At 61.3% G+C, this 24,826-nt stretch carries 20 protein-coding genes; 2 read left to right on the top strand and 18 right to left on the bottom strand.

The genetic code is table 11. The annotated features are described in order from the left end of the window. Nucleotides 1-43: 43 nt before the first annotated feature. On the top strand, nt 44-1,252 hold the full coding sequence (locus AC07SI_RS23825; RefSeq protein ID WP_495006636.1) for a DSD1 family PLP-dependent enzyme: 1,209 nt from the start codon (nt 44-46) through the stop codon (nt 1,250-1,252). A gap of 955 nt (nt 1,253-2,207) precedes the next feature. Here the strand turns inward: AC07SI_RS23825 and AC07SI_RS23830 are convergent. Next, nucleotides 2,208-3,149 (bottom strand): SphA family protein, encoded by a 942-nt coding sequence (locus tag AC07SI_RS23830; protein WP_495006626.1) that lies wholly within the window; start codon nt 3,147-3,149, stop codon nt 2,208-2,210. A 204-nt stretch (nt 3,150-3,353) separates the two neighbouring features. Here AC07SI_RS23830 and AC07SI_RS23835 point away from each other — a divergent pair, with 204 nt between their 5' ends. Next, the gene (locus AC07SI_RS23835) at nt 3,354-4,391 is read left to right on the top strand and encodes an AraC family transcriptional regulator (RefSeq protein ID WP_065907530.1); all 1,038 of its coding nucleotides are present in this window, start codon (nt 3,354-3,356) and stop codon (nt 4,389-4,391) included. Nucleotides 4,392-4,481: 90 nt separating this feature from the next. Here AC07SI_RS23835 and nuoN read toward each other — a convergent pair whose 3' ends face one another. The 17 genes from nuoN to AC07SI_RS23920 form a co-directional block, all read right to left on the bottom strand. After that, on the bottom strand, nt 4,482-5,945 hold the full coding sequence (nuoN, locus tag AC07SI_RS23840; protein WP_003192122.1) for an NADH-quinone oxidoreductase subunit NuoN: 1,464 nt from the start codon (nt 5,943-5,945) through the stop codon (nt 4,482-4,484). A 7-nt stretch (nt 5,946-5,952) separates the two neighbouring features. Further along, the gene (nuoM, locus tag AC07SI_RS23845; protein WP_495006627.1) at nt 5,953-7,485 is read right to left on the bottom strand and encodes an NADH-quinone oxidoreductase subunit M; all 1,533 of its coding nucleotides are present in this window, start codon (nt 7,483-7,485) and stop codon (nt 5,953-5,955) included. A gap of 39 nt (nt 7,486-7,524) precedes the next feature. Further along, complete coding sequence (nuoL, locus tag AC07SI_RS23850; RefSeq protein WP_065907528.1) at nt 7,525-9,378, bottom strand: NADH-quinone oxidoreductase subunit L; 1,854 nt, start codon at nt 9,376-9,378, stop codon at nt 7,525-7,527. After that, nucleotides 9,375-9,683 (bottom strand): NADH-quinone oxidoreductase subunit NuoK, encoded by a 309-nt coding sequence (gene nuoK, locus AC07SI_RS23855; protein ID WP_003174727.1) that lies wholly within the window; start codon nt 9,681-9,683, stop codon nt 9,375-9,377. The genes nuoL and nuoK overlap by 4 nt, the downstream gene beginning before the upstream one ends. Before the next feature lie 2 nt (nt 9,684-9,685). Further along, entirely contained in the window at nt 9,686-10,189 is a 504-nt protein-coding gene (nuoJ, locus tag AC07SI_RS23860; RefSeq protein ID WP_065907526.1) for an NADH-quinone oxidoreductase subunit J, read from the bottom strand. Between the two features lie 9 nt (nt 10,190-10,198). Beyond that, a complete protein-coding gene (nuoI, locus tag AC07SI_RS23865) occupies nt 10,199-10,747 on the bottom strand; it encodes an NADH-quinone oxidoreductase subunit NuoI (RefSeq protein WP_003174725.1) in 549 nt (182 codons plus the stop codon). A gap of 11 nt (nt 10,748-10,758) precedes the next feature. After that, nucleotides 10,759-11,766 carry an NADH-quinone oxidoreductase subunit NuoH gene (gene nuoH / locus AC07SI_RS23870; RefSeq protein ID WP_003219563.1) on the bottom strand — a complete coding sequence of 336 codons (1,008 nt, stop codon included), beginning with the start codon at nt 11,764-11,766 and terminating at the stop codon, nt 10,759-10,761. Further along, nucleotides 11,763-14,477, bottom strand: coding sequence for an NADH-quinone oxidoreductase subunit NuoG (gene nuoG / locus AC07SI_RS23875; protein WP_213553244.1), 2,715 nt, complete (start codon nt 14,475-14,477; stop codon nt 11,763-11,765). Before nuoG ends, nuoH begins: the two co-directional genes overlap by 4 nt. A 134-nt stretch (nt 14,478-14,611) precedes the next feature. After that, complete coding sequence (nuoF, locus tag AC07SI_RS23880) at nt 14,612-15,967, bottom strand: NADH-quinone oxidoreductase subunit NuoF (RefSeq protein WP_099587018.1); 1,356 nt, start codon at nt 15,965-15,967, stop codon at nt 14,612-14,614. Beyond that, entirely contained in the window at nt 15,964-16,461 is a 498-nt protein-coding gene (gene nuoE / locus AC07SI_RS23885) for an NADH-quinone oxidoreductase subunit NuoE (protein ID WP_003174721.1), read from the bottom strand. The genes nuoF and nuoE overlap by 4 nt, the downstream gene beginning before the upstream one ends. 2 nt (nt 16,462-16,463) lie before the next feature. Further along, nucleotides 16,464-18,248 carry an NADH-quinone oxidoreductase subunit C/D gene (gene nuoC, locus AC07SI_RS23890; protein ID WP_495006628.1) on the bottom strand — a complete coding sequence of 595 codons (1,785 nt, stop codon included), beginning with the start codon at nt 18,246-18,248 and terminating at the stop codon, nt 16,464-16,466. 72 nt (nt 18,249-18,320) lie between these two features. Continuing rightward, nucleotides 18,321-18,995: a NuoB/complex I 20 kDa subunit family protein gene (locus tag AC07SI_RS23895; protein WP_003174719.1), complete on the bottom strand. Its 675-nt coding sequence runs from the start codon at nt 18,993-18,995 to the stop codon at nt 18,321-18,323. Nucleotides 18,996-19,005: 10 nt separating this feature from the next. Next, nucleotides 19,006-19,419, bottom strand: a complete 414-nt coding sequence (locus tag AC07SI_RS23900; protein ID WP_003219575.1) for an NADH-quinone oxidoreductase subunit A — start codon at nt 19,417-19,419, stop codon at nt 19,006-19,008. A 976-nt stretch (nt 19,420-20,395) separates the two neighbouring features. Further along, nucleotides 20,396-21,721: an isocitrate lyase gene (aceA, locus tag AC07SI_RS23905; protein WP_025858968.1), complete on the bottom strand. Its 1,326-nt coding sequence runs from the start codon at nt 21,719-21,721 to the stop codon at nt 20,396-20,398. A 491-nt stretch (nt 21,722-22,212) separates the two neighbouring features. After that, nucleotides 22,213-22,950 carry a secretin N-terminal domain-containing protein gene (locus tag AC07SI_RS23910; protein ID WP_120448970.1) on the bottom strand — a complete coding sequence of 246 codons (738 nt, stop codon included), beginning with the start codon at nt 22,948-22,950 and terminating at the stop codon, nt 22,213-22,215. A gap of 230 nt (nt 22,951-23,180) precedes the next feature. Then, complete coding sequence (locus AC07SI_RS23915; protein ID WP_065907519.1) at nt 23,181-23,603, bottom strand: GNAT family N-acetyltransferase; 423 nt, start codon at nt 23,601-23,603, stop codon at nt 23,181-23,183. Next, nucleotides 23,596-24,762 (bottom strand): ribosomal protein uL16 3-hydroxylase, encoded by a 1,167-nt coding sequence (locus AC07SI_RS23920; protein WP_495006629.1) that lies wholly within the window; start codon nt 24,760-24,762, stop codon nt 23,596-23,598. The genes AC07SI_RS23915 and AC07SI_RS23920 overlap by 8 nt, the downstream gene beginning before the upstream one ends. Nucleotides 24,763-24,826 lie beyond the last annotated feature (64 nt).

Consider the following 24,826-nt stretch of genomic DNA (forward strand, 5'->3'; position numbering starts at 1 on the left):
TGTGCTGGGCACCGCGGCTTTAGTCGCGGCAGGTGCCTGGCTGCTGCGTCCGAGTGATCGCGGCGCGCCGTACAGCGAATACTTTCGCAACCTCAATAATGAGTTGAAGGCCCATGGCCCGATGCGGCCGGTGATGCTGATCGACCTCGACCGCCTGGACCACAATATCGACGTGGTCATGCAATCGGTGCAGCGCGGCGGCAAGCAGCTGCGGCTGGTGGAGAAGTCACTGCCGTCGCCGGGGCTGCTGGCGTATATCGCCAAGCGCGCTGGCACTCAGCGGTTGATGTCGTTTCACCAGCCGTTTCTGAATCACGATGCGCAGGTATTTCCCGACGCCGATATCCTGATGGGCAAGCCATTGCCGGTGCGCTCGGCCGAGCTGTTTTATCAAACGCATAAAGGGCCGTTCGACCCCTCGCGGCAGTTGCAGTGGCTGCTGGATACGCCTGAGCGGTTGCAGCAGTACCTGACGCTGGCCCAGGGCCTGGGCACGCGTCTGCGGGTGAATATCGAACTGGATGTGGGGCTGCACCGCGGTGGTATCCGTGACAACGCGGTGCTGGGGCAGATGCTCACGCTGATCGGCGCGCACCCGCAGCACTTGGTGTTTGCGGGTTTCATGGGCTATGACCCGTTCGTGGGCATGGGGGTGCCGGGTATCCTCGGCTCGCCCCAGGCGTTGTTCGAGCAGGTGATGCAACGCTACAACGGCGCTGTGGATTTCACTCGCCAGCAGTTCCCCGGGTTATGGCACGACGGGTTGACGCTGAACACGGCGGGCAGTCCGAGTTATCGCATTCATGAGCAGGAGCGCTTGAGTACCGAGGTGTCGGTGGGCACGGCGTTGCTCAAGCCTACGCATTACGATTTGCCATCGCTGAGTGAGCATGTGCCGGCGGCGTTTATTGCCACGCCGGTGTTGAAAAGCACGGGCCCGGTGGATATTCCGGCGCTGGAGGGGGCGTCGCGGTTGTTTTCGTGGTGGGACCCGAACCAGCGGGAGACGTTGTTTATTTATGGCGGGAACTGGATGGCGGAGTTTGAATCGCCCCAGGGGTTGCAGAGCAATGAGGTGTTTGGGCGTAGCTCTAACCAGGAGATGGTCAATGGCTCGCCTGCGGTGGGCTTGAGGGTGGAGGACCAGGTGTTTTTGCGGCCGACCCAGAGTGAGTTTGTGTTGTTGCAGTTTGGGGATTTGCTGGCGGTTCGGGGGGGGAGGGTGGTTGATGCTTGGGCTGTTTATGGCTGACTTTTGTGGGTGGATCCATTGTTGGGGTAATGGCGGCCTATGGTTCCGCCCTTACGGCGGGTCACTTTTGGAAAAGAGCCCCAAAAGTAACCAAAAGGGCTCTTGCCCCAACACTCGGCACCTCGCCTAGGCTCGGTGTGCCCGTAATCCGACATTGATTTGGGGGGCCGCCGCCACGCGCCATCCATGGCGCGGGGCGGCTAAACCGGCATCCCTGCCGGTTTACCCCCCAAATCAATATCGAATTCCGGCCAGCGTGTTTAATGGGGCGCCTAGATCAAGATCAAGATCAAGATCAAAAGCAAAAGCAAAAGCACGGCGGCCTGACAGCCGGCCTGAGTGGTTAGATCAAAAGCAGGAATCTGTAGGGGCCGGCTCCCACAGGGGATCGGCGGTGTTGGCCTCGATACCGGCCTGTCGCAAGCAGCCCTGAGTCACCCCCCATAATCCGCCGCCCCAAAGATCAAATGTGGGAGCCGTCGAGCCCAAGCGAGGCCGCGAAGGCGGCGGCATTGCCGATGAATTTAGTGCCTGACACACCGCTTTCGCGGCCTCGCCGGGGCTCGACGGCTCCCACAGGGAATCGGCGGTGTTGGCCTCAATACCGGCCTGGCGCAAACAACCACAACCCACGATGCGAAGCGAGCCGCTTTTGATCTTGATCTTGATCTAGGCGCCCCATTAAACACGCTGGCCGAACGCAGGCTTGGATCCGTGGGTAACCCGGCAGGACGCCGGGTTAGCCGCACTGGGCCAAGGATGGCCCATTGCGGCGGCCCACGGATTCAAGCCGGAGTGAGGGCACACCGAGCCTAGGCGAGGTGCCGAGTGTTGGGGCAAGAGCGTTTTGGTTACTTTTGCGCTGTTCAAAAGTGACCCGCTGTAAGAGCGGAACCATACCCGGCCATTACCCAAATAACGGATATGTACACCACCCCCCCCCCCAAAAAAAACCTCACAAAGCAAACGGAATCGTCACCTTGGCCCACAACATATCCCCCTCCGGCCGATTCTCCACATCAAACTCCTTGGCCCACCGCACCTCTGCGCTGGCGTACTTGAGAAAGGTGAAATACACCGCCGGGCCGATCGCAAAAACCTGTCCGCGCACCCCGTCGTTCACCTCCTCACCAAAGATATTCACCACCGTGTGCCCGTACTGCTTATCGTCGGTAGTCTGCTTGAGGTAGTAACCATTCACCCCCAGGCTCAGGTTGTCAGTGACCTTGTAGCTGGCCGAATAATCGAAGTGAAAAATCTGCCCGGAGCGGTAGTCGGTGTCGTGATTTTCCTGGTTGAAGCTGTAGGTAGCCTTGATCGACAGTTCAGTGCGATCGTCAGGCATCCAGGTCGCCGAGACCAACGGTTTATAGGTGTAGAAATTGTTGCTGGTGTTGGCCAACCGCGAAGCGTCGTATTCGCCGGTGGGCAGGGTGATCTCCACGGCGGTGGCCAAGGTCAGGCGGGGGCCCATGTCCCACAGGATGATCGGCGCCACCGTGGTGTCGCCCATGCTTTCGCGCTGGTCCGACATACCGAACAGCGCCACCTGTTGCTTGAGGTAGGGCTGGGCAATGTAGCCGCCCAGGCGCCCGCCGAAAATGCGCACCGGGCTCAGGTAGTCCAGGCGCGGGATGATCGCGTCGGACTTGATGCGCACGTCCGGCACCTTGCCGCCGAGGGAGCTGATGTCCAATTTCCGCGCTTCGTAGTGGTTGTAGTACAGGTTGAAGGCGAACATATGGTCCGGCAGGTTGTTCACATCCAGGGGCAGGATGTAGAAGCCGTCGGTGCCGGGGCCGATGTTGTCGACGCCGCCTTCGGTGGCCAGGGCCGGCAGGCTGATCAGGCTCAACAGGGCGAACGGCAGTGGGTGAAACGCACGGGTGGAGTTCATGTCTGGCCTCTTTATTATTGTTAGGGCACCGCTGGCCCATAGAAATAAGCCCTGGGCGCCCGGCAGGGCAGGGTTTTGGCGGCCAGATAGGGGGACTTTGCCGGACAGTTTTCACTCATGGTGCAGCGGCTCTTGCAAGCGCCTATGATTAACAGGATGTTTCCAAAACAAGAACTGAAGCACTCAGTCAGGAACCCGCGAGCCATGCAAAGGAAAGCCGTAGACCCGCACTTCGAGTTGGCGCTTGTGTCGCCGTTCCTGTTGCAGACGCTCGGGCAGGTGGTGGCGCAGAAAGGTGCCAATGCCGAGGCCCTGTGCCGTGGCCTGGGGTTCACCCTGGCTGACCTGGATGACCCGGCCCAACGCATTTCCTATCGCCAGGCGGTGGCGATGATCCAGCGTGCGCTGAGGGTGTTGCCCGACCAGGGCCTGGGGTTGTGGGTGGGCCATCAGAATGTGCTCGGCACCCTCGGTTTGCTCGGCCACGTGATTTCCTTGTGCAAGACCTTGCGCGATGCGTTTGCCATCGGCGAGCGCCATCAGCACACCTCCGGGGGCATCGCCACCACCCGCACACATGAAGGGCCGCATGAGGTGTTTATCGACGTCGAGTGCCTGCTGCCGTATGCCGAGGTCCAGGTGTTTGCCGCCGAGGAGTTCTTCGCCAGCCTGATGGTGTACGGCCGCGCACTCGTAGGGGCTGAGTTCATGCCGCTGCGCGTGGAGTTCGTGCATGCCGCACCGCCTTATGCGGCGCAGTACCCGCAGCTGTTTGGCGCCGATGTGCGTTTCGGCTGCCTGCACAACCGCATGGTGCTGGCGCCCCATTGGCTGGATGTGCGCTTGCCCAATCACCATGCCCTGGCGCTGCGCCAGGCCCTGGAGTTGCTGGAGTTGGAGAGTGCCCAGCTGCACCAGAAGATGGACCTGATCCAGGCGGTGGAGCGCGCAATTTCCCGCGACTTGCAGGGCAGCCACTTGGAGAAGGTCGCGAGTGACCTGAACATGAGCGGGCGTACCCTGCGTCGGCGCCTGACCGAACACGGGCTGACCTTCGAGGCCTTGCTGGAGCAGGTTCGTCGCGCCCGGACCATGGGGCTGCTGGGCAATCCGGGATTGTCTATCGAGCGCATCACCGAGGAAGTCGGCTACAGCGACGTGCGCAGTTTTCGGCGGGCGTTCAAGCGCTGGACGGGGGTGAGCCCCAGTGCGTTTCGCGGTGACGGGGGAGGGGCGGCGTAGTCGGTCGCGTAAGCTTTGCCTGGTGATTGCCCAGAACGCAAAAACGGCACCCGAAGGTGCCGTTTCTGTTGACTGCATCCTGCTAAGCGATCAAACGCCCAGTACCGCGTGCTGCACCAGGGTGAGCAACGGTTGTGGGTACACGCCCAGGAAGAACGCGAGCAGGGCGATGGCCAGCAGCATCACGCCGCCTGCCTTCTGTTCCCAATGCAGCTCGGCGTCCACACGGCGCAGGTTTGGCTCGATCAGGTACAGGGTGACCATCACGCGCAGGTAGTAGAACACGCCGATGGCGCTGCCCAGCACCAGCGAGGCAACCAGCCACCATTCGTGGGCTTCGACACCGGTAGCGACAATGTAGAACTTGCCGATGAAACCTGCTGTCAGCGGGATACCGGCCAGGGACAACATCATCACGGTCAGTACGGCGGTCAGGTACGGTCGGCGCCAGAACAGGCCGCGGTATTCGTACAGGGCGTCGGCGTCACGGCCTTTGTACGGCGAGGACATCAGGGTAATCACGCCGAACGCGCCGAGGCTGGTGATCACGTAGGTGACCAGGTACACGCCGATGGCTTCCACGGCCAGGCCTTTGCTCGCCACCAGGGCGATCAGCAGGTAGCCGAAGTGGGCGATGGACGAGTAACCGAGCAGACGCTTGAGGTTGTTCTGGGTCAGGGCCAGCAGGTTACCGAACAGGATCGAAGCGATGGCGATCACGGTCAGCACGTTGCTCAGCACCCCGGTGTTGGCCGCTGGCGAGATCTGGAACAGACGCACCATCACCGCAAACACCGCCACTTTCGACGCGGTCGCCAGGAACGCGGCCACCGGCGCCGGGGCGCCTTCGTACACGTCCGGGGTCCAGAGATGGAACGGCACCAGCGACAGCTTGAACGCCAGGCCGATCAGCATCATCGCCAGGCCCAACTGGGCAATCGGCGCCGGGCTGTTGGTGGCGGCCAGGGCGTGGCCGATACCGGTGAAGCTCAGGCTGCCGGCTTCGGCGTAGAGCAGGGCCATGCCGAACAACAGGAACGCGGAACCGGCCGCCGACAGCACCATGTACTTGATGCCGGCTTCCAGGGAGCGCTTGTTGAAGAAGGCGTAGGCCACCAGGCCGTAGGTCGGGATCGACAGCAGTTCCAGGCCGATGAACAAGCCAGCCAGGTGCTGCGCGCTGACCAGCACGATACCGCCGGCCGCAGCCAGCAGGATCAGCAGGTACAGCTCTTCCTTGTTGCCTGGGTAGCCGGTGCCGCCTTCGCCGAGGTAGGCGTGGGCGAGGGTGACGCAGGCCAGTGTCGCCACCAGGATCAACGCGATATACAGCAGCGCGAAGTCATCGACCATCATCAGCGGGGTGACCGCCAGTGGCGCGACCTTGAGGGCCGGGATGATCGACAGCAGGGCCAGGTTCAAACCGGCACAGGACAGCAGGAACGTTTGCGAGTGATTGCGGCGCCAGGCGATCGCCAGCATCACCACCACGATGGTGAGGCTGGTGATCAGCAGCGGCGCAAGCGCGATAAAGTGTTGGATCGTGAATTCCATAGCGCTCTTACCGGGCCGAAGCGAGTTGAGAGAAGGCGGTGCCGAACCACTGCTGCACGCCATGCATCGTTGCGGCAGAAGTGTCCAGGAACGGTTGCGGGTACACGCCGATGTAGATCAGCAATATCGCAAGGCCGAGCACCATGATCAGTTCGCGAGCATCCATCCCTTGCAGGACGGTGTCGGACTTGGCCGGGCCGAAGTACGCGCGGTGGATCATGATCAGCGAGTAGACCGAACCGAACACCAGGCCGGACGTCGCGATGGCACTGATCCAAGGCGTCTGGACGAACGACCCCATCAGGATCAGGAACTCGCCGATGAAGTTACCGGTACCCGGCAAGCCCAGGGACGCGGCGGCGAAGAACAGGCTGATCGCCGGCAGGTACGCGATGCGCGACCACACGCCACCCATTTCACGCATGTCACGGGTGTGCAGGCGCTCGTACAGCTGGCCACTCAGGATAAACAGGGCAGCCGCCGAAACACCGTGGGCCAACATCTGGATCACCGCGCCTTGCAGCGCCAGTTGGCTGCCGGAGTAGATGCCGATCAGTACGAAGCCCATGTGGGAAACGGACGAGAAGGCGATCAGGCGCTTGATGTCGGTTTGTGCGAAGGCCAGGAAGGCACCGTAGAAGATCCCGATCAGACCCAGGGTCATGGCGATCGGCGCAAACTCGGCCGAGGCATTCGGGAACAGCGGCAGGGCGAAACGCAGCAGGCCATAAGCAGCGGTCTTCAGCAGGATACCGGCCAAGTCCACAGAACCTGCGGTTGGCGCCTGGGCGTGCGCATCCGGCAGCCAGGAGTGGAACGGCACCACCGGCAGCTTCACCGCGAACGCGATGAAGAAGCCCAGCATCAGGATGTACTCGGTGGTCAGCGACATCTTGGTTTTCAACAGGTCGGCGTAGTTAAAGGTAATCACGCCGGTGTTGTTGAAGTTGACCAGTACCAGGCCCAGGATCGCCACCAACATGATCAGGCCGGAAGCCTGGGTGAAGATGAAGAACTTGGTCGCCGCGTAGATCCGGGTTTTCTTGCCGTCCGAAGAACTGTGACCCCAGAGCGCGATGAGGAAGTACATCGGCACCAGCATCATTTCCCAGAAGAAGAAGAACATGAACAGGTCGAGGGCGAGGAACACGCCGACCACACCGCCCAGGATCCACATCAGGTTCAGGTGGAAGAAGCCCACGTGACGCTGAATCTCTTTCCAGGAGCAGAGTACCGAGAGGATACCCAGCAGGCCGGTCAGCAGGATCATCAACAGCGACAGGCCGTCGAGGGCCAGGTGCACGTTGATGCCGAAGCGCTGGATCCAGACGTGCTTGAACTCAAGCGCCCAGGTCGGATCGGCGCCAGGCGCCGGAGCAAATGAATAGTCGCCGTGGGCCCACAGCCAGAGGCCGAGAGCGAGTTCCAGGGACATGGTCAGCAACGCAATCCAGCGGGGGAGGGTGGCGCCGAAGCGTTCACCCATCCAGCAGAGCAGGCCGCCGATAAAGGGGATCAGGATTAGCCAGGGCAGAATCATGACGGGCTCGTTTCCTTTCGCAAGTTCGCAAAGTTCATATCAGACCGCTACCACAACAATGGCGCCGATCACCAGGACGGCACCAGCCGCCATGGAAGCTGCATACCAACGCAATTGGCCAGTCTCGCTGCGGCTCAGGGCAGTGTGACCACCCTTGGCGGCGCGCGGGATCAAACCGATGGTCTGGTCGAGCGGGTCTTTGCGCAGTACATGGCTGATGGCGAGGTAGGGCTTGACGAACAGTTTGTCGTAGATCCAGTCGAAGCCCCAGGCGGCGAACCACCAGGCCGAAAGGAAGCGGCCAATGCCACTGTTGGCAACGGCCGTGACGAAGCGGCGCTTGCCGAGGAACAGCAGGGCCGCCAGCAGGATACCGGCGATGGCGATGGCGCCCGAGGCGATCTCCAGGCTGTGCTTGGCAGCACCGCCGGCATGGCCAGCGCTTTCCGGCAGGACGCCGGCGAGTGGCGGAGTGATCATGGCGCCGATGAAGGTCGACAGGATGATCAGCACCGACAGTGGCAACCAGTGGGAGATGCCGTGGCCTGCGTGTGCTTCGGTCTTGGCTTCACCGTGGAAGGTGATGAAGATCAGGCGGAAGGTGTACAGCGAGGTCATGAAGGCACCGACCAGGCCTGCGTACAGCAGGTTCTGGTTACCGCTGGCAAAGGCTTCCCAGAGGATTTCGTCTTTCGAGTAGAAACCTGCGGTCACCAGTGGCAGGGCAGCGAGTGCGGCACCACCGACGATGAAGCTGGCGTAGGCCAGTGGCAGTTTCTTCCACAGGCCGCCCATCTTGAAGATGTTCTGCTCGTGGTGGCAGGCAACGATCACCGCACCGGAAGCAAGGAACAGCAGGGCTTTAAAGAAGGCGTGGGTCATCAGGTGGAAGATCGCCGCGTCCCAGGCGCCGACGCCCAGGGCCAGGAACATGTAGCCGATCTGGCTCATGGTCGAGTAGGCGAGGATCCGCTTGATGTCGGTCTGTACCAGCGCGGCGAAGCCGGCCAGTACCAGGGTCACGCCGCCGACCAGGCCCACCAGGTGCAGGATTTCCGGCGCCAGGGTGAACAGGCCATGGGTACGTGCGATCAGGTAGACACCGGCGGTCACCATGGTTGCCGCGTGAATCAGTGCGGAAACCGGGGTAGGACCGGCCATGGCATCCGCCAGCCAGGTTTGCAGCGGCAGTTGCGCCGATTTACCTACGGCGCCGCCCAGCAGCATCAGGGTCGCCAGGGTGATCCAGAAGTCGCCGACCTGGAATTTCTGCGGTGCCAGCACCAGCAGTTCCTGGATGTTCAGCGTGCCCACTTGTTGGAACAGGATGAACAGGCCGATGGCCATGAACACGTCGCCGATCCGGGTCACGATAAAAGCCTTGAGTGCCGCGTTACCGTTGTTGCGGTTGCTGTAGTAGAAACCGATCAACAGGTACGAGCACAGGCCCACGCCTTCCCAGCCGAAGTACAGGAACAACAGGTTATCGCCGAGCACCAGGAACAGCATGCTGGCGATAAACAGGTTGGTGTACGAGAAGAAGCGCGAGTAGCCGGCTTCACCGCGCATGTACCAGGACGCGAACAGGTGGATCAGGAAGCCCACGCCGACGACCACGCCGAGCATGGTGATCGACAGGCCGTCGATGTAGAGGGCGAAGTTGGGCTTGAAGCCCTCCACCGACATCCACTGCCACAGCACCAGGGTGTAGTGGCCGCCTTCCGGCGGTGCCACGTTGAATTGCCAGATGACGTAGGCGGCGACAATCGCCGACAGGCCAATGGAACCCACGCCGATCAGGGCAGACAGGTTTTCCGACCAGCGTCCACGGGAGAACGACAGCAGCAGGAAACCGATCAGGGGAAATACGAAAGTCAGAAAGATCATGTTCATCCGCGCATCTCACTGGCAGCGTCGATATCAAGCGTGTGGAAGCGACGATACAGCTGCAGCAGGATCGCCAGGCCGATACTGGCCTCGGCGGCTGCCAGGCTGATCACCAGGATGAACATCACTTGTCCATCCGGCTGGCCCCAACGTGCACCTGCCACGATGAATGCCAGTGCAGCGGCGTTCATCATGATTTCCAGGCTCATCAACACGAACAGAATGTTACGGCGGACCATCAGGCCGACCAGGCCAAGGCAGAACAGGATGCCGGCGACCGCCAGACCATGCTCCAAAGGGATAGCAGGCATCGTCATTGCTCCTTGGCTTCGTTGCGGCCCAAGTGGAAGGCAGTGATGGCTGCAGCGAGCAGCAGCATCGAAGCCAGTTCGACCACCAGCAGGTACGGGCCGAACAGGCTGACGCCCACGGCTTTCGCGTCCACGGTGGTGTGGCCGATGGCCTGGCCGCTCTGGTGAGCGAACAGCACATACAGCAGTTCAGCCAGCAGCAGGGCTGCCAGGATCACCGGGCCGAGCCAGATGCCGGGCTTGAGCCAGACGCGCTCCTGGGCGACCGAGGCCGGCCCCAGGTTGAGCATCATCACCACAAACACGAACAGCACCATGATGGCGCCGGCGTAGGCAATCACTTCCAGTACACCGGCGAACGGTGCGCCGAGGCTGAAGAAGGTCATGGCCACGGCGATCAGCGAAATGATCAGGTAGAGCAGGGCGTGCACGGGGTTGGTGTTGGTGATCACGCGAAGCGTGGACACCACTGCAATACCCGATGCGAAATAGAAAGCGAATTCCATCTTTCTTCCTTAAGGCAGCAAGCTCTTCACGTTGATCGGCTCGGCTTCGTTTTGTGCGGCGCCTTTCGGCTTACCGGCAACGGCCATACCTGCAACACGATAGAAGTTGTAATCAGGGTTTTTACCGGGACCAGAGATCAGCAGATCTTCTTTCTCGTACACCAGGTCCTGACGTTTGAACTCGGCCATCTCGAAATCCGGTGTCAGCTGGATTGCGGTGGTCGGGCAAGCTTCCTCGCAGAGGCCGCAGAAAATGCAGCGCGAGAAGTTGATGCGGAAGAAGTCCGGGTACCAGCGACCGTCTTCGGTTTCAGCTTTCTGCAGGGAGATGCAACCCACCGGGCACGCCACGGCGCACAGGTTGCAGGCTACGCAACGCTCCTCGCCATCGGGGTCACGGGTCAGCACGATGCGGCCGCGATAGCGCGGCGGCAGGTACACCGCTTCTTCCGGGTATTGCAGGGTGTCGCGTTTGCGGAAGCCATGGCCGAAAACCATCACCAGGCTTCGCAACTGGGTACCGGTACCCTTAACGATGTCGCCAATATATTTGAACATGGGTCAAATCCTCACTGAACCGCGCCGGCTGGCGTGTTCAACAACACAACGGCAGCCGTCACCAGCAAATTGATCAGGGTCAGCGGCAGGCAGAAACGCCAGCTGAAATCCATCACCTGGTCATACCGTGGACGCGGGATGGAAGCGCGCAGCAGGATAAACAACATGATGAAGAACGCGGTCTTCAGGAAGAACCAGAAGAACGCCAACTGCGGCAGGATGCCGAACGGACCGTGCCAGCCGCCGAAGAACAGCGTGACCAGCAGGGCCGAGATCAAGATGATGCCGATGTACTCACCGACGAAGAACATGCCCCATTTCATGCCGGCGTATTCAATGTGGTAACCGTCGGCCAGTTCCTGTTCCGCTTCCGGCTGGTCGAACGGGTGACGGTGAGTCACGGCCACACCAGCGATGAAGAAAGTACAGAAGCCGAAGAACTGCGGAATGATGAACCACAGGTTCTGCGCCTGGTACTCGACGATGTCGCGCATGTTGAACGAGCCGACCTGCACCACGATGCCCATCAGCGCGAGGCCCATGAACACTTCGTAGGAGACGGTCTGGGCCGAGGCCCGCAAGCTGCCCAGCAGGGCGAACTTGTTGTTGCTCGACCAACCGGCGAACAGCACCGCGTAGACCGACAGGCCGGCCATGGCGAAGAAGAACAGCAAGCCGATGTTCAGATCCGCGACGCCCCAGGTCGGGGTGATCGGGATGATCGCGAAGGCGATCAGCAAGGCGCTCATGGCCACGACGGGTGCCAGGGTGAAGATCACCTTGTCGGCAAACGGCGGGGTCCAGTCTTCCTTGAAGAACATTTTCAGCATGTCGGCGGCGATCTGGAACATACCGAACGGGCCAACGCGGTTCGGACCATAACGGTCCTGCCACCAGCCCAACAGGCGACGTTCGACGAAGCTGAGCAGGGCGCCCGCGACGACCACGGCCAACAGGATCACGATGGCCTTGACGACCGCGATGATCACGTCGATCACTTCAGGGGTGAACCAGGTCATTGCGCTGCCTCCTGCAGACCGTCAACGGTTTTGCCAAAGATCGCCGCTGGAATACCGGCGAAGCCTTTGGGCAGTGCAACCAGGCCGGCACCCAACTCTTCGTTGATGCGCAGCGGCAGGCGCAGGGTCTGGCCAGCCACGTTGAGGCTGAGCAGGGCGCCGTCGTTGACGCCCAGGCGGTCGGCTTCGGACTTGGCCACGGACACATAGGCGGCTGGGATGCGTTCTTGTACCGGCGCGGCCTTGGAAGAGGTTTCTTCACTGCCGAACAGGTGGAAGAACGGCACAACCTGCCAGGTGCCCTGGGCCGGGTTGAACGGACGCGGTACCGCGGCGAACCAGTTCAGCGAATCACCTGTGCTTTCGATCAGGCGGGTGCCCGGGTCGCCAGCACGGATGTGACCACCGACTTCGTCCTGGAACTTGTTCCAGGCCTGCGGCGAGTTCCAGCCCGGCGACCAGGCAAATGGCACTTGCTGACGCGGCTCGACCGAACCCGAGTAACCTTCCATGGAGAAGGCAAACGCGGTGTCCGGGTCTTGCGGGGTACGCGGCTCGTGCACGCTGATATCAGCACGCATGGCGGTACGACCGGAGTAACGCAGCGGTTCGCGGGCCAGTTTCAAGCCCTTGATGCGGAACGAGGCGGACGGTGCAGCATCGACGATACGTGCCAGCTGCGGTGCGCTTGCGGCGGCGGCAGCGGTGACGTGGTCGAGCTGGGTCCAGTCGATCGGCTGGTTCAGCAGGGTCGCGCGCAGGGCATGCAGCCAGCGCCAGCCTTCGTGAACCAGGATGCTGGCGTCCATGTACTTCGGATCGAACACCTGGAAGAAGCGCTGGGCGCGGCCTTCCTGGCTGACCAGGGTACCGTCGCCTTCGGCGAAGGTGGCGGCTGGCAGGACCAGGTCGGCACGTTCGCTGGTGGCGGTCTTCTGGTGGTCGGCAACGATCAGCACCTTGGCGGCGTCGAGCGCAGCATCAACCTTGGCGGCATCGGTGCGGGTGTACAGGTCGTTTTCCAGCACCACGATGGCGTCGGCGTTGCCGTCGATCACGGTTTGCAGCGCCGCGTCCAGCGATTCGCCACCGAGCATGGCCAGGCCAAGGCTGTTGGCTTCCGGCACGACGAGGCTGATGGAACCGTTCTTGTCGCGCAGCTTCAGGGCCTTGGCGATGTTGGCAGCCGCCTCGATCAGCGCCTTGGAACCCAGCGAGGTTCCGGCAATGATCAACGGGCGCTTGGCCGCGAGCAGGGCGTCGGCGATGCGCTGGGCCAGTTCGACGGCTTCAGTGTCCAGGCCGTCGACGGCAGGCGCGCTGGCGTCAAGGGCGTGGGCTACGGCGAAACCGATGCGGGCCAGGTCGTCGGGGGCTGCGTGTACGCATTCTTCGGCGATGTCGTCGAGCTTGGTTTCGGCCAGGCTGGCGATAAACAGCGGGTTCAGCGCGTGCTGGCCGATGTTTTTCACGGCGGCGTCGAGCCACGGCTGTACGCGCATGGCCTCGGCCATGTCTTCAGCCTTGCCCTTGACCGACTGGCGCAGCGACAGGGCGATGCGGGCAGCGGTCTGGGTCAGGTCTTCACCGAGCACGAAGATGGCGTCGTGGTCTTCGATGTCGCGCATGTTCGGCACGGGCAGCGGGCTGTCGTTCAGCACTTGCAGCACCAGGCGGATGCGCTCCAGTTCACCGGCTTCGATGCCGGAGTAGAAGTGCTCGGCACCGACCAGCTCGCGCAACGCGTAGTTGCTTTCGAGGCTGGCGCGTGGCGAACCGATACCGACGATGTTGCGCCCGCGCAGCAGGTCGGCGGCTTTATCCAGCGCCGCGTCCAGGCTCAGCTTGGCGCCACCGGCCAGCAGCGGCTGGCGTGGGCGGTCTTCGCGGTTGACGTAGCCATAGCCGAAGCGGCCACGGTCACACAGGAAGTACTGGTTGACCGAACCGTTGAAGCGGTTTTCGATCCGACGCAGTTCGCCGTAGCGCTCGCCCGGGGAGATGTTGCAACCGCTGGAGCAGCCATGGCAGATGCTCGGCGAGAACTGCATGTCCCACTTACGGTTGTAGCGCTCGGAGTGAGTCTTGTCGGTGAACACACCGGTCGGGCAGACCTCGGTGAGGTTGCCGGAGAACTCGCTTTCGAGCACGCCGTCTTCAACGCGACCGAAGTACACGTTGTCGTGGGCGCCGAAGACGCCCAGGTCGGTGCCGCCGGCGTAGTCTTTATAGAAGCGCACGCAGCGATAGCAGGCGATGCAGCGGTTCATCTCGTGGGAAATGAACGGGCCGAGGTCCTGGTTCTGGTGGGTACGCTTGGTGAAGCGATAACGACGCTCGTTGTGGCCAGTCATCACCGTCATGTCTTGCAGGTGGCAGTGACCGCCTTCCTCACAGACCGGGCAGTCGTGGGGGTGGTTGGTCATCAGCCATTCGACAACGCTGGCGCGGAACGCCTTGGATTCATCATCGTCGATGGAAATCCAGGTGTTGTCGGTGGCTGGGGTCATGCAGGACATGACGATACGACCACGGGTGTCGTTCTCGTCGGTGTATTGCTTGACCGCACACTGGCGACAGGCACCGACGCTACCAAGCGCGGGGTGCCAGCAGAAATAAGGGATGTCGAGGCCTAGTGACAGACACGCCTGTAACAGGTTGTCCGCCCCATCGACTTCGAGCGCTTTGCCGTCTACGTGGATAGTGGCCATGGTTCAAAGTTCTTCGTTGGCCCGTTGTCAGCGGGCGTGGCTAATGGAATCTTGTTATTCATGTGCATCTACACAGCCTTGACGGCGTCAGCACATGAGAAAGCGAAGGGCACGGACCCTTCGCTCTTTAAGCGTTACGCGCCGACTACGATCGGCCTCGCCAGAGGCGGGACGGCGGCGCTGGTAGGCGCGATGCCGGCTTCGAACTCCGAGCGGAAGTATTTGATTGCGCTGCCCAATGGCTCCACGGCGCCCGGTGCGTGAGCACAGAAGGTCTTGCCTGGGCCGAGGAAACCGACCAGACCCAGCAGGGTCTCGATGTCACCCTCGCGGCCTTCGCCGTTTTCCAGGGCCATCAGCAGCTTGACGCTCCACGGCAGACCGTCGCGGCATGGGGTGCAGAATCCGCACGATTCACGGGCAAAGAACTGCTCCATGTTGCGCAGCAGCGAGACCATGTTCACGGTGTTGTCCACCGCCATCGCCAGGCCGGTACCCATCCGGGTGCCCACCTTGCCGATGCCGCCGGCATACATCTGTGCGTCGAGGTGCTCGGGCAACAGGAAGCCGGTACCGGCACCGCCTGGCTGCCAGGCTTTCAAGGTGTAGCCGTCGCGCATGCCGCCGGCGTAGTCCTCGAACAGCTCGCGGGCGGTCACGCCGAAAGGCAGCTCCCACAGGCCCGGGTTCTTGACCTTGCCGGAGAAGCCCATGAGCTTGGTGCCCATGTCTTCGCTGCCTTCGCGGGCCAACGATTTGTACCAGTCGACGCCGTCGGCGATGATCGCCGGTACGTTGCACAGGGTCTCGACGTTGTTCACGCAGGTCGGCTTGCCCCACACGCCCACGGCGGCAGGGAAGGGCGGCTTGGAGCGCGGGTTGGCGCGGCGGCCTTCGAGGGAGTTGATCAGTGCGGTTTCTTCACCGCAGATGTAACGCCCGGCGCCGGTGTGCACGAACAGTTCGAAGTCAAAACCCGAACCGAGGATGTTCTTGCCCAAGAGGCCGGCGGCCTTGGCTTCTGCCACGGCACGGTTGAGGTGCTTGGCGGCGGTGGTGTATTCGCCACGCAGGAAGATGTAGCCGCGGTAGGTTTTCAGCGCGCGGGCGCTGATCAGCATGCCTTCGATCAGCAGATGGGGCAGTTGCTCCATCAGCATGCGGTCTTTCCAGGTGTTCGGCTCCATTTCATCCGCGTTGCACAGCAGGTAGCGGATGTTGATGGATTCGTCCTTGGGCATCAGGCCCCACTTCACGCCCGTGGGGAAGCCTGCACCGCCGCGACCTTTGAGGCCGGCGTCTTTCACGGTCTGGACGATATCGTCCTGGGCCATGTCGGCGAAGGCTTTGCGCGCAGCGGCGTAGCCGTTCTTGGCCTGGTACTCGTCGAGCCATACCGGCTCGGCATCGTCACGCAGGCGCCAGGTCAGTGGGTGGGTCTCAGGCGAACGCTTGATCAGGTTGGCCGGGCCGAAAGATGTAAGGGTCATGGGTAGCCCTCGAGCAATTGGGTCACGCCAGCAGGCTGCACGTCACCGAATGTGTCGTCGTCGATCATCAACGCCGGCGCCTTGTCGCAGTTGCCCAGGCAGCACACCGGCAGCAGCGTGAAGCGGCCGTCCGGGGTGGTTTGGCCAAGGCCGATGCCCAGCTTGTTCTGGATTTCGCTGACCACCGACTCGTGGCCACCGATGTAGCAGACCATGCTGTCGCACACGCGAATGATGTGGCGGCCCACGGGCTGGCGGAAGATCTGGCTGTAGAACGTTGCCACACCTTCAACATCACTGGCCGGGATGCCGAGGATCTCGCCGATGGCGTAGAGGGCGCCGTCCGGCACCCAGCCACGTTCCTTCTGGACGATCTTCAAGGCTTCGATCGACGCCGCGCGCGGGTCTTCGTAGTGATGCAGCTCGTGCTCGATGGCCGAGCGCTCGGTTTCACTGAGGGTGAAACGGTCTGTCTGGATAAGCGTGCTGTTCATGCTTAGCGGTCCACGTCGGCCATAACGAAATCGATACTACCCAGGTACGCAATCAAGTCCGCGACCATCTCGCCTTTGATCACCGAAGGGATCTGCTGCAAGTGCGCGAAGCTTGGGGTACGAATCCGGGTGCGGTAGCTCATGGTGCCGCCATCGCTCGTCAGGTAATAACTGTTGATACCCTTGGTCGCTTCGATCATCTGGAAGGATTCGTTGGCCGGCATCACCGGGCCCCACGAAACTTGCAGGAAGTGCGTGATCAGGGTTTCGATGTGCTGCAGCGTGCGCTCTTTCGGCGGCGGCGTGGTCAGCGGGTGATCCGCCTTATACGGGCCGGCCGGCATGTTGCGCATGCACTGCTCGATGATCTTCAGGCTCTGGCGCATTTCTTCGACGCGCACGATGCAACGGTCGTAGGCATCGCCATTGGCCGCCAGCGGGACTTCGAATTCGAAGTTCTCGTAGCCGGAGTACGGGCGCGCTTTACGCAGGTCGAAATCGCAACCGGTGGAACGCAGGCCAGCACCGGTGACGCCCCATTCCAGGGCTTCCTTGGTGTTGTACTGGGCGACGCCGATGGTGCGGCCCTTGAGGATGCTGTTGTCCAGCGCGGCTTTCTGGTACTCGTCCAGACGCTTGGGCATCCAGTCGATGAATTCCTTGACCAGGCGTTCCCAGCCGTTAGGCAGGTCATGGGCGACACCGCCGATGCGGTACCAGGCCGGGTGCAGGCGGAAACCGGTGATGGCCTCGATGACCTTGTAGGCGCGCTGACGGTCGGTGAAGGTGAAGAACACCGGGGTCATGGCGCCGACGTCCTGGATATAGGTACCCAGGAACAGCAGGTGGCTGGTGATCCGGAAGAACTCGGCCATCATGATGCGGATGGTGTCGACGCGGTCCGGGACCTTGATGCCGGCCAGCTTCTCGACCGAGAGCACGTACGGCAGGTTGTTCATCACGCCGCCGAGGTAGTCGATACGGTCGGTGTACGGGATGAAGCTGTGCCAGGACTGACGCTCGGCCATCTTCTCGGCACCACGGTGGTGGTAGCCGATGTCCGGCACGCAGTCGACGATTTCTTCGCCGTCCAGTTGCAGGATGATGCGGAACGCACCGTGAGCCGAAGGGTGGTTCGGGCCCAGGTTGAGGAACATGTAGTCCTCGTTGGTGCCGGAGCGCTTCATGCCCCAGTCTTCCGGACGGAAGCGCGCAGCCTCTTCTTCAAGCTGTTGCTTGGCGAGGTTGAGGCTGAACGGGTCGAATTCGGTGGCGCGCGCAGGGAAGTCCTTGCGCAGCGGGTGACCTTCCCAGGTCGGCGGCATCATGATGCGCGTCAGGTGCGGGTGGCCCGGGAAGTCGATGCCGAACATGTCCCAGACTTCACGCTCGTACCAGCTGGCGTTCGGCCAGATACCGGTCACGGTCGGCACGCTCAGGTCGCTTTCGGACAGGGCGACCTTGATCATCACGTCGCTGTTACGTTCGATCGACAGCAGGTGATAGAACACGGTGAAGTCGGCGCCGCTCGGCAGCCCCTGGCGCTTGGTGCGCAGACGCTCGTCCACGCCATGCAGGTCATAGAGCATGACGTACGGCTTGGGCAGGTTGCGCAGGAAGGTCAGGACTTCGACAAGCTTGGCACGCGCCACCCACACCACCGGCATACCGGTGCGTGTGGCCTGGGCGGTGAAGGCGTCAGGGCCAAAACGGTTATTGAGTTCGACGACCACATCCTGGTCGTCTGCCTTATAAGGCGGGATGTACAGAGCACTGCCTGTAGTCATGGTTTTTTATCGCTTTCGGTCAACGTAAAGAATGAAGCCAGGTTTTCGTTCTATAAAAGAAGCGGGGCTGGATCAGACTTCGTCGGGGCTGCGCAGGTTGGTGACTGCGATTCGCTGTTCGCGGCGCTGTTCCTTTTGCGAAGGCATCTCGGCGCGGTACACGCCTTGATCGCCGACGACCCAGGAAAGCGGGCGACGCTCCTTGCCAATCGACTCCTGCAACAGCATCAAGCCTTGCAGGAAAGCTTCAGGGCGAGGCGGGCAGCCAGGCACGTAGACGTCCACGGGCAGGAACTTGTCCACCCCCTGAACCACGGAGTAGATGTCGTACATGCCACCGGAGTTGGCGCACGAACCCATGGAGATAACCCACTTCGGCTCGAGCATTTGCTCGTAGAGACGCTGAATGATCGGCGCCATCTTGATGAAGCAGGTTCCGGCGATAACCATGAAATCCGCCTGGCGCGGCGATGCCCGGATAACTTCGGCGCCAAAGCGCGCGATGTCGTGGGGCGCCGTGAAGGCGGTGGTCATTTCCACGTAGCAGCACGAAAGACCGAAGTTGTACGGCCACAGGGAGTTTTTACGCCCCCAGTTGACCGCGCCACTCAGCACGTCTTCCAGCTTGCCCATGTAGATGTTTTTGTGGACTTGGTCTTCTAACGGGTCGGAAACGGTTTCCCGTTCGCCGATGGGGTACTGCTCGTTAGGAGCATCCGGGTCGATCCTGGTGAGATTGTATTGCATCGCCAAAGCCTCATTGTTTCAGCTTCGCTTGCCGCTTACGACGAGCTTCCGGAGCCCAGTCAAGGGCGCCCACTCGGAATAGGTAGACAAGGCCTGCCAACAGAATTGCTATGAAAACGAGGGCTTCGACGAATCCGGTCCAGCCGCTTTCGCGGACGGACACAGACCAGGCAAAGAGAAAGAGGGCTTCGATGTCGAAGATCACGAAGAGCATCGCGACCAGATAGAATTTGGCTGAGAGCCGCAAGCGGGCGCCACCTGTAGGGAGCATGCCGGACTCGAACGGTTCATTTTTGCTGCGGCCCCAGGCTTTTGACCCGAGGAGGCTGGAGACGCCGAGCATGAAGGCGCAGAGGCCGACAACACCGAGAAGGAAAATGGCAAAGCCCCAGTTGTGGGCCATGAGTCCTGTCGCTTCGGTCATGCTGGAAATCCTTAACAGAGAGCAAAGGTCTCTGAGCTCGAAAAAGTAACGATGCAGTGACGATATGTCGCACTGCAATCAATCGCGGTGATTTTATGGCTAAACACCGGGCAAGTAAAATTCCTATAGCGAAATTATTCGATGGAATAAGGACATAGTGCACCTTTGTGGGGCTGCAGCCCTTGCGGTGTGGGCATTAGCGGGCTTTTCACCAATTATGTTTTGTTTAACCTGTAACGAAGTTTTCATGCGCTAAATGATAATGAATATTGTTTGCGTGGGGTTTAAGCGATTGTTTCTCATGTGGCGGGGGAAGTTGCCGTTACTTGCTGGAGTGGTGCTAGTTGGTGGAGGGGATCTTTTAACTGATTTGAGTCGAGTAAATACCGCTCTGGATCAATGTTTTGCGCAAAATCCCCAGGTTGCCAGCATTCCCAGTGGGAGCCGGGCTTGCCCGCGAAGGCGATCCGTCAGTTGGTGCATTCGGCGACTGACCCAGCGCTTTCGCAGGCAAGCCAGCTCCCACAGTCGATCTCCATGCACCCGGGGACCTAGACCTCATCCCCAATCCCCTGTGGGAGCGGGCTTGCCCGCGAAGGCGATCCGTCAGTTGATGCATTCGGCGACTGACCCAGCGCTTTCGCAGGCAAGCCAGTTCCCACATTTGATCTTCATACACCCGGGGACCTAGGCCTCACCCCCAATCCCCTGTGGGAGCGGGCTTGCTCGCGAATGCGGTGTGTCAGTTAATGCATTCGGCGACTGACCCACTGCTTTCGCAGGCAAGCCAGCTCCCACATTCGATCGCCATACGCCCCGGGACCTAGGCCTCATCCCCAACTCCCTGTAGCCAGTTCCACCTTGGATTTTGGTGTTCTTCAAATAAAAAAAACGCCCCGAACCAGTCGGGGCGTGATTGTGGTGCGGCACTGCGGTTAGGTCTTCCTTGGGGCCGCAGTGGCCGTGTACGCGGTGCTTAGTGGAACTGCTCTTCTTCGGTCGAACCGGTCAGCGCGGTCACGGACGAGGTGCCGCCCTGGATCACGGTGGTCATGTCGTCGAAGTAGCCAGTGCCCACTTCCTGCTGGTGCGCCACGAAGGTGTAGCCCTTGGCGGCGTCAGCGAATTCCTGCTCCTGCAGCTTCACGTAGGCAGTCATGTCGTTGCGGGCGTAGTCGTGCGCCAGGTTGAACATGCTGTGCCACATGTTGTGAATGCCGGCCAGGGTAATGAACTGGTGCTTGTAGCCCATGGCGGACAGTTCGCGCTGGAACTTGGCGATGGTCGCGTCGTCCAGGTTCTTCTTCCAGTTGAAGGAAGGCGAGCAGTTGTAGGACAGCAGTTGGTCCGGGTATTCCTTCTTGATCGCTTCGGCAAAGCGGCGCGCTTCGTCCAGATCCGGCTTGGCGGTTTCGCACCAGATCAGGTCGGCGTACGGCGCGTAGGCCAGGCCGCGGGCGATGGCCTGGTCGAGACCGGCGCGCACCTTGTAGAAGCCTTCCTGGGTACGTTCGCCTGTCACGAACGGCTGGTCGTACGGGTCGCAGTCCGAGGTCAGCAGGTCAGCGGCGTTGGCGTCGGTACGGGCCAGGATGATGGTCGGGGTACCGGCAACGTCAGCAGCCAGGCGCGCAGCGGTCAGCTTCTGTACAGCTTCCTGGGTAGGAACCAGTACCTTGCCGCCCATGTGGCCGCATTTCTTCACCGAGGCCAGTTGGTCTTCGAAGTGCACGCCGGCAGCGCCTGCCTCGATCATGCTCTTCATCAGTTCGTAGGCGTTCAGCACACCACCGAAACCGGCTTCGGCGTCAGCCACAATCGGTGCGAAATAGTCGATGTAGCCTTCGTCGCCCGGGCCTTTACCGGCTTTCCACTGGATCTGGTCGGCGCGGCGGAACGAGTTGTTGATGCGCTTGACCACGGTTGGCACGGAGTCCACCGGGTACAGCGATTGGTCGGGGTACATGGATTCAGCGGAGTTGTTGTCCGCTGCCACTTGCCAGCCGGACAGGTAGATCGCCTGGATACCGGCTTTTACCTGTTGGACTGCCTGGCCGCCAGTGAGGGCGCCCATGCAGTTGACGAAATCTTTGTCGGGACGGAAGGACGGCTTGGCGCCCTGGGTGACCAGGTTCCACAGCTTCTCGGCGCCGAGTTTTGCAAAGGTGTGCTCAGGTTGAACCGAGCCACGCAGGCGGACGACGTCAGCAGCGGAATAAGCGCGGGTCACGCCTTTCCAGCGTGGGTTTTCAGCCCAATCTTTTTCAAGGGCTGCAATTTGCTGTTCGCGTGTCAGTGCCATGGGGAAAAACCTCGTCGCGTCTTGTTTGAAGTATCCGTTTGCCAGCCATGCATTCATTGCGTGGGCAGGGCTGCTCGCTGATCAGAAGCGTAGGCGCTCAAGACAGGTTCGACGGAGAAGGCGACGGGATGAACGATGGGGCTCAAGGGAGAGTTGAGCAGGTAAGGGCGAACTGCGAACGGTCTTCGGGCGTCGTGGGCCTTTGTACGATCCAACAGCGTGTTGCCGGGTTACCTGGTTAGCTTCCGTCCCTCGGGACAACTTCGTTCCAGTCGCAACCTCGTCAAACACACCTTGTGGGCGGTACAGACACGAATCGGCTCAGGTGGGTAGCTTAGAGCGGCGATCCGAAGGCCCTTGCCAGGGCCCCTGATTAGCGGGAGCGAGGCCATCATGCCCATGCTTTTTTGGATCGTCAAATGTTTTGTAGTGCTTTTTTTCAAGCACTACATCTTTAGTCTAATACGACTCATCAGTCAGTTTTTGGTGCTTCAGTTCAGGGTGTCGACCTTGACCCGCACAGTCAGGTCATCGCGGCCTTGAGTAGAGTAGCTGCGGGTTGTAGAGGATTTGTCGGCCTGGGTCTCGCGATTGATGCCGGCCAGTGGAATCCATTCGCCAAGACGACCGCTGATGGTTGTGTCGGTGCTTTGCACGTTCACTACATCGGGACGTTCCTGGCTCATGCGGTCACGGTTGGTACTGATCGCCAGGTGCACGGTCTCGCCGGTAACGCTGGCGGTGACATAGAAACCCTGGGTGACATTGCGGTACTGGGTCTGGTTTTGCGGGCGGCCGTAGGCATCCGGCTGGGTGGTGGTCAGCGGGACGCTCTGGCCGACCTGGATCAGCGCGGGCACACCTTCGCTCGCCTGGATCTGCTGGATGCCACCGTCGCGGCTGGCAGTGCCGTAGCTGATGATGCGGGTCTGGCTGTCACCGCTGTTCTGCTGGTTGTTTTCATTGCTGTCGACCGTGATCAGCAGGCGCTTGGCCGGCGTGTCCAGCTGCGCGAGCAGGGCGCGCAGGTCCTGGATCTTGCCGGGGTCGGCGTTAACAATAAGCTGGTTGCCGTAGGCGCTGACGGTGCCGTCCTTGCCGATGAAATTCTGCGCCACCGGCAGCAGGTCGGCGCTGGTGCGGTTGCTGAGGTTGACGACTTCGGTGTCGGCCATGGCCGAACAGCTGGCAGCCAGGAGGAGGGCGGTGAGCAGGGTGCGTAGGGACATGTCCGTTATCTCTGCGAGTCATTTAGGCGTGATAGTGCCAGTTTGTCGGCCTGGCAGGGCGCAAGTTGAATCGTAGACGGCAAAATGCCCTGGCAAGGCAGGGCATTGTTGGTGTTGCTGAAATAGCTATCGGGGGCAAGCCCACTCCCACACTTGACCGCATTCCCAAGGATGTACTCGGTCAAATGTGGGAGCTGGCTTGCCGGCGATAGCAGCGGCGCGGTATTGGATCAGTCCCCGCGCACCATATCCACATGCGGAATCCCGACTTCAAGGAACTCGTCACTGACGATCTTGAAACCCAGGCGCTCGTAGAATGGCGCCGCATATACCTGTGCGCTGAGAAATTGCCGGGTCTGGCCGCGTTGCTCGGCCGCGCCAATCACCGCTTCCATCAGCTTGTCGCCGACCTTCAGGCCGCGCCAGTCCTTGAGTACCGACACGCGGCCGATCTCGCCGCTGGGCAGCAGGCGCGCAGTACCGATCGGAAAGTCGCCTTCGAAGGCTAGGAAATGCACTGCGTCTGCGTCGTCCGCATCCCACTCCAGCTCAGGTGGGACCGATTGTTCAGCGACAAAGACCGCTTCACGAATGCGCCGAATCTCGGCGATATCCTTTTGCCAGTCCGCGACACTTACGTGAATCTTATTCATCGGCAAACCCCAGGCTTCCTTGCTTGACCAGCTCGCACAGCAGGTCGCGGCCATTTTCGTCGGCCAGCCATTCGCCAAGGTTCTCGCTGTGCAGCGCATCGGCAGAGCACACCAGCTTCAGCAGCTCACGCAATTTGCCCGGCAGGTAACGGCTCTGGCCGCTGGCGAACAGCAGCACGTCGTCGTCGACTTCGGACCAGGCCAGGCGCGCGCTCGGGTTGCGCACCAGGATCGCGCCGTCTTGCAGGCTGGTGACGAAGTCGTCTTCGCCCAGCTCTTCGCCGGCTACCAGTTCCGGGTAGCGCGGTTCGGTCATGAACTGGCCGAACCAGGTCAGCAGCATGCGCTCGTCGCTCATGTGCTCGGCCAGCAGGCTCTTGAGGCGGTCGAGTGCATCGCTCTGGATCTGATGCGGATCGCTGACCGGCTGGGCATCGGCGTCGGTGTAGCGCTCTTCGTCGGTCAGGTACTGGCTGAGGAAGTCGGTGAAGTGGGTCAGCACTTCAGCTGCGCTCGGCGCGCGGAAGCCGACCGAGTAGGTCATGCAGTCATCTTCGGCAATGCCGAAATGCGCCAGGCGCGGCGGCAGGTAGAGCATGTCGCCCGGTTCCAGGACCCATTCGGCGCTCTCTTCGAATTCGGCCAGGATGCGCAGGTCGGCGTGTTGCAGCAGCGGGCTTTCGGCGTTGCACATCTGGCCGATCTTCCAGTTGCGCTTGCCCTGGGCCTGCAGCAGGAACACATCGTAGTTGTCGAAGTGCGGACCGACACTGCCGCCCGGTGCGGCGAAGCTGATCATCACGTCGTCGATGCGCCAGCTAGGCAGGAAGCGGAAGTGTTCGAGCAATTCGGCGACTTCCGGCACGAACTGGTCGACGGCCTGTACCAACAGGGTCCACTCGCGCTCGGGCAGGGTGCTGAAAGCGTCTTCGGCGAATGGGCCGCGGCGCAGTTCCCACGGGCGCTCGCCGTGCTCGATCACCAGGCGCGATTCGACTTCTTCTTCCAGCGCGAGGCCTGCGAGTTCGTCGGCGTCGATCGGGCTTTCGAAGTCAGGGATGGCCTGGCGGATCAGCAGTGGTTTTTTCTGCCAGTAGTCGCGCAGGAATTCCCGTGCCGTGATGCCGCCCAGAAGTTGAAGAGGGATATCAGGATTCATGTGTAACCTATTGAAAAAAAGCACTTTTCAGACTGGAATAAAAACGCCCGGCGCGGCCGGGCGT

The sequence above is a fragment of the Pseudomonas sp. GW821-FHT05D12 genome (assembly GCF_059419825.1).

Bases quoted from the DNA above. Each gene is read 5' to 3' on its own strand.
- AC07SI_RS23830 (WP_495006626.1), bottom strand. From the start codon at position 3,149: ATGAACTCCACCCGTGCGTTTCACCCACTGCCGTTCGCCCTGTTGAGC.
- AC07SI_RS23835 (WP_065907530.1), top strand. From the start codon at position 3,354: ATGCAAAGGAAAGCCGTAGACCCGCACTTCGAGTTGGCGCTTGTGTCG.
- nuoN (WP_003192122.1), bottom strand. From the start codon at position 5,945: ATGGAATTCACGATCCAACACTTTATCGCGCTTGCGCCGCTGCTGATC.
- nuoM (WP_495006627.1), bottom strand. From the start codon at position 7,485: ATGATTCTGCCCTGGCTAATCCTGATCCCCTTTATCGGCGGCCTGCTC.
- nuoL (WP_065907528.1), bottom strand. From the start codon at position 9,378: ATGAACATGATCTTTCTGACTTTCGTATTTCCCCTGATCGGTTTCCTG.
- nuoK (WP_003174727.1), bottom strand. From the start codon at position 9,683: ATGCCTGCTATCCCTTTGGAGCATGGTCTGGCGGTCGCCGGCATCCTG.
- nuoJ (WP_065907526.1), bottom strand. From the start codon at position 10,189: ATGGAATTCGCTTTCTATTTCGCATCGGGTATTGCAGTGGTGTCCACG.
- nuoI (WP_003174725.1), bottom strand. From the start codon at position 10,747: ATGTTCAAATATATTGGCGACATCGTTAAGGGTACCGGTACCCAGTTG.
- nuoH (WP_003219563.1), bottom strand. From the start codon at position 11,766: ATGACCTGGTTCACCCCTGAAGTGATCGACGTGATCATCGCGGTCGTC.
- nuoG (WP_213553244.1), bottom strand. From the start codon at position 14,477: ATGGCCACTATCCACGTAGACGGCAAAGCGCTCGAAGTCGATGGGGCG.
- nuoF (WP_099587018.1), bottom strand. From the start codon at position 15,967: ATGACCCTTACATCTTTCGGCCCGGCCAACCTGATCAAGCGTTCGCCT.
- nuoE (WP_003174721.1), bottom strand. From the start codon at position 16,461: ATGAACAGCACGCTTATCCAGACAGACCGTTTCACCCTCAGTGAAACC.
- nuoC (WP_495006628.1), bottom strand. From the start codon at position 18,248: ATGACTACAGGCAGTGCTCTGTACATCCCGCCTTATAAGGCAGACGAC.
- AC07SI_RS23895 (WP_003174719.1), bottom strand. From the start codon at position 18,995: ATGCAATACAATCTCACCAGGATCGACCCGGATGCTCCTAACGAGCAG.
- AC07SI_RS23900 (WP_003219575.1), bottom strand. From the start codon at position 19,419: ATGACCGAAGCGACAGGACTCATGGCCCACAACTGGGGCTTTGCCATT.
- aceA (WP_025858968.1), bottom strand. From the start codon at position 21,721: ATGGCACTGACACGCGAACAGCAAATTGCAGCCCTTGAAAAAGATTGG.
- AC07SI_RS23910 (WP_120448970.1), bottom strand. From the start codon at position 22,950: ATGTCCCTACGCACCCTGCTCACCGCCCTCCTCCTGGCTGCCAGCTGT.
- AC07SI_RS23915 (WP_065907519.1), bottom strand. From the start codon at position 23,603: ATGAATAAGATTCACGTAAGTGTCGCGGACTGGCAAAAGGATATCGCC.
- AC07SI_RS23920 (WP_495006629.1), bottom strand. From the start codon at position 24,762: ATGAATCCTGATATCCCTCTTCAACTTCTGGGCGGCATCACGGCACGG.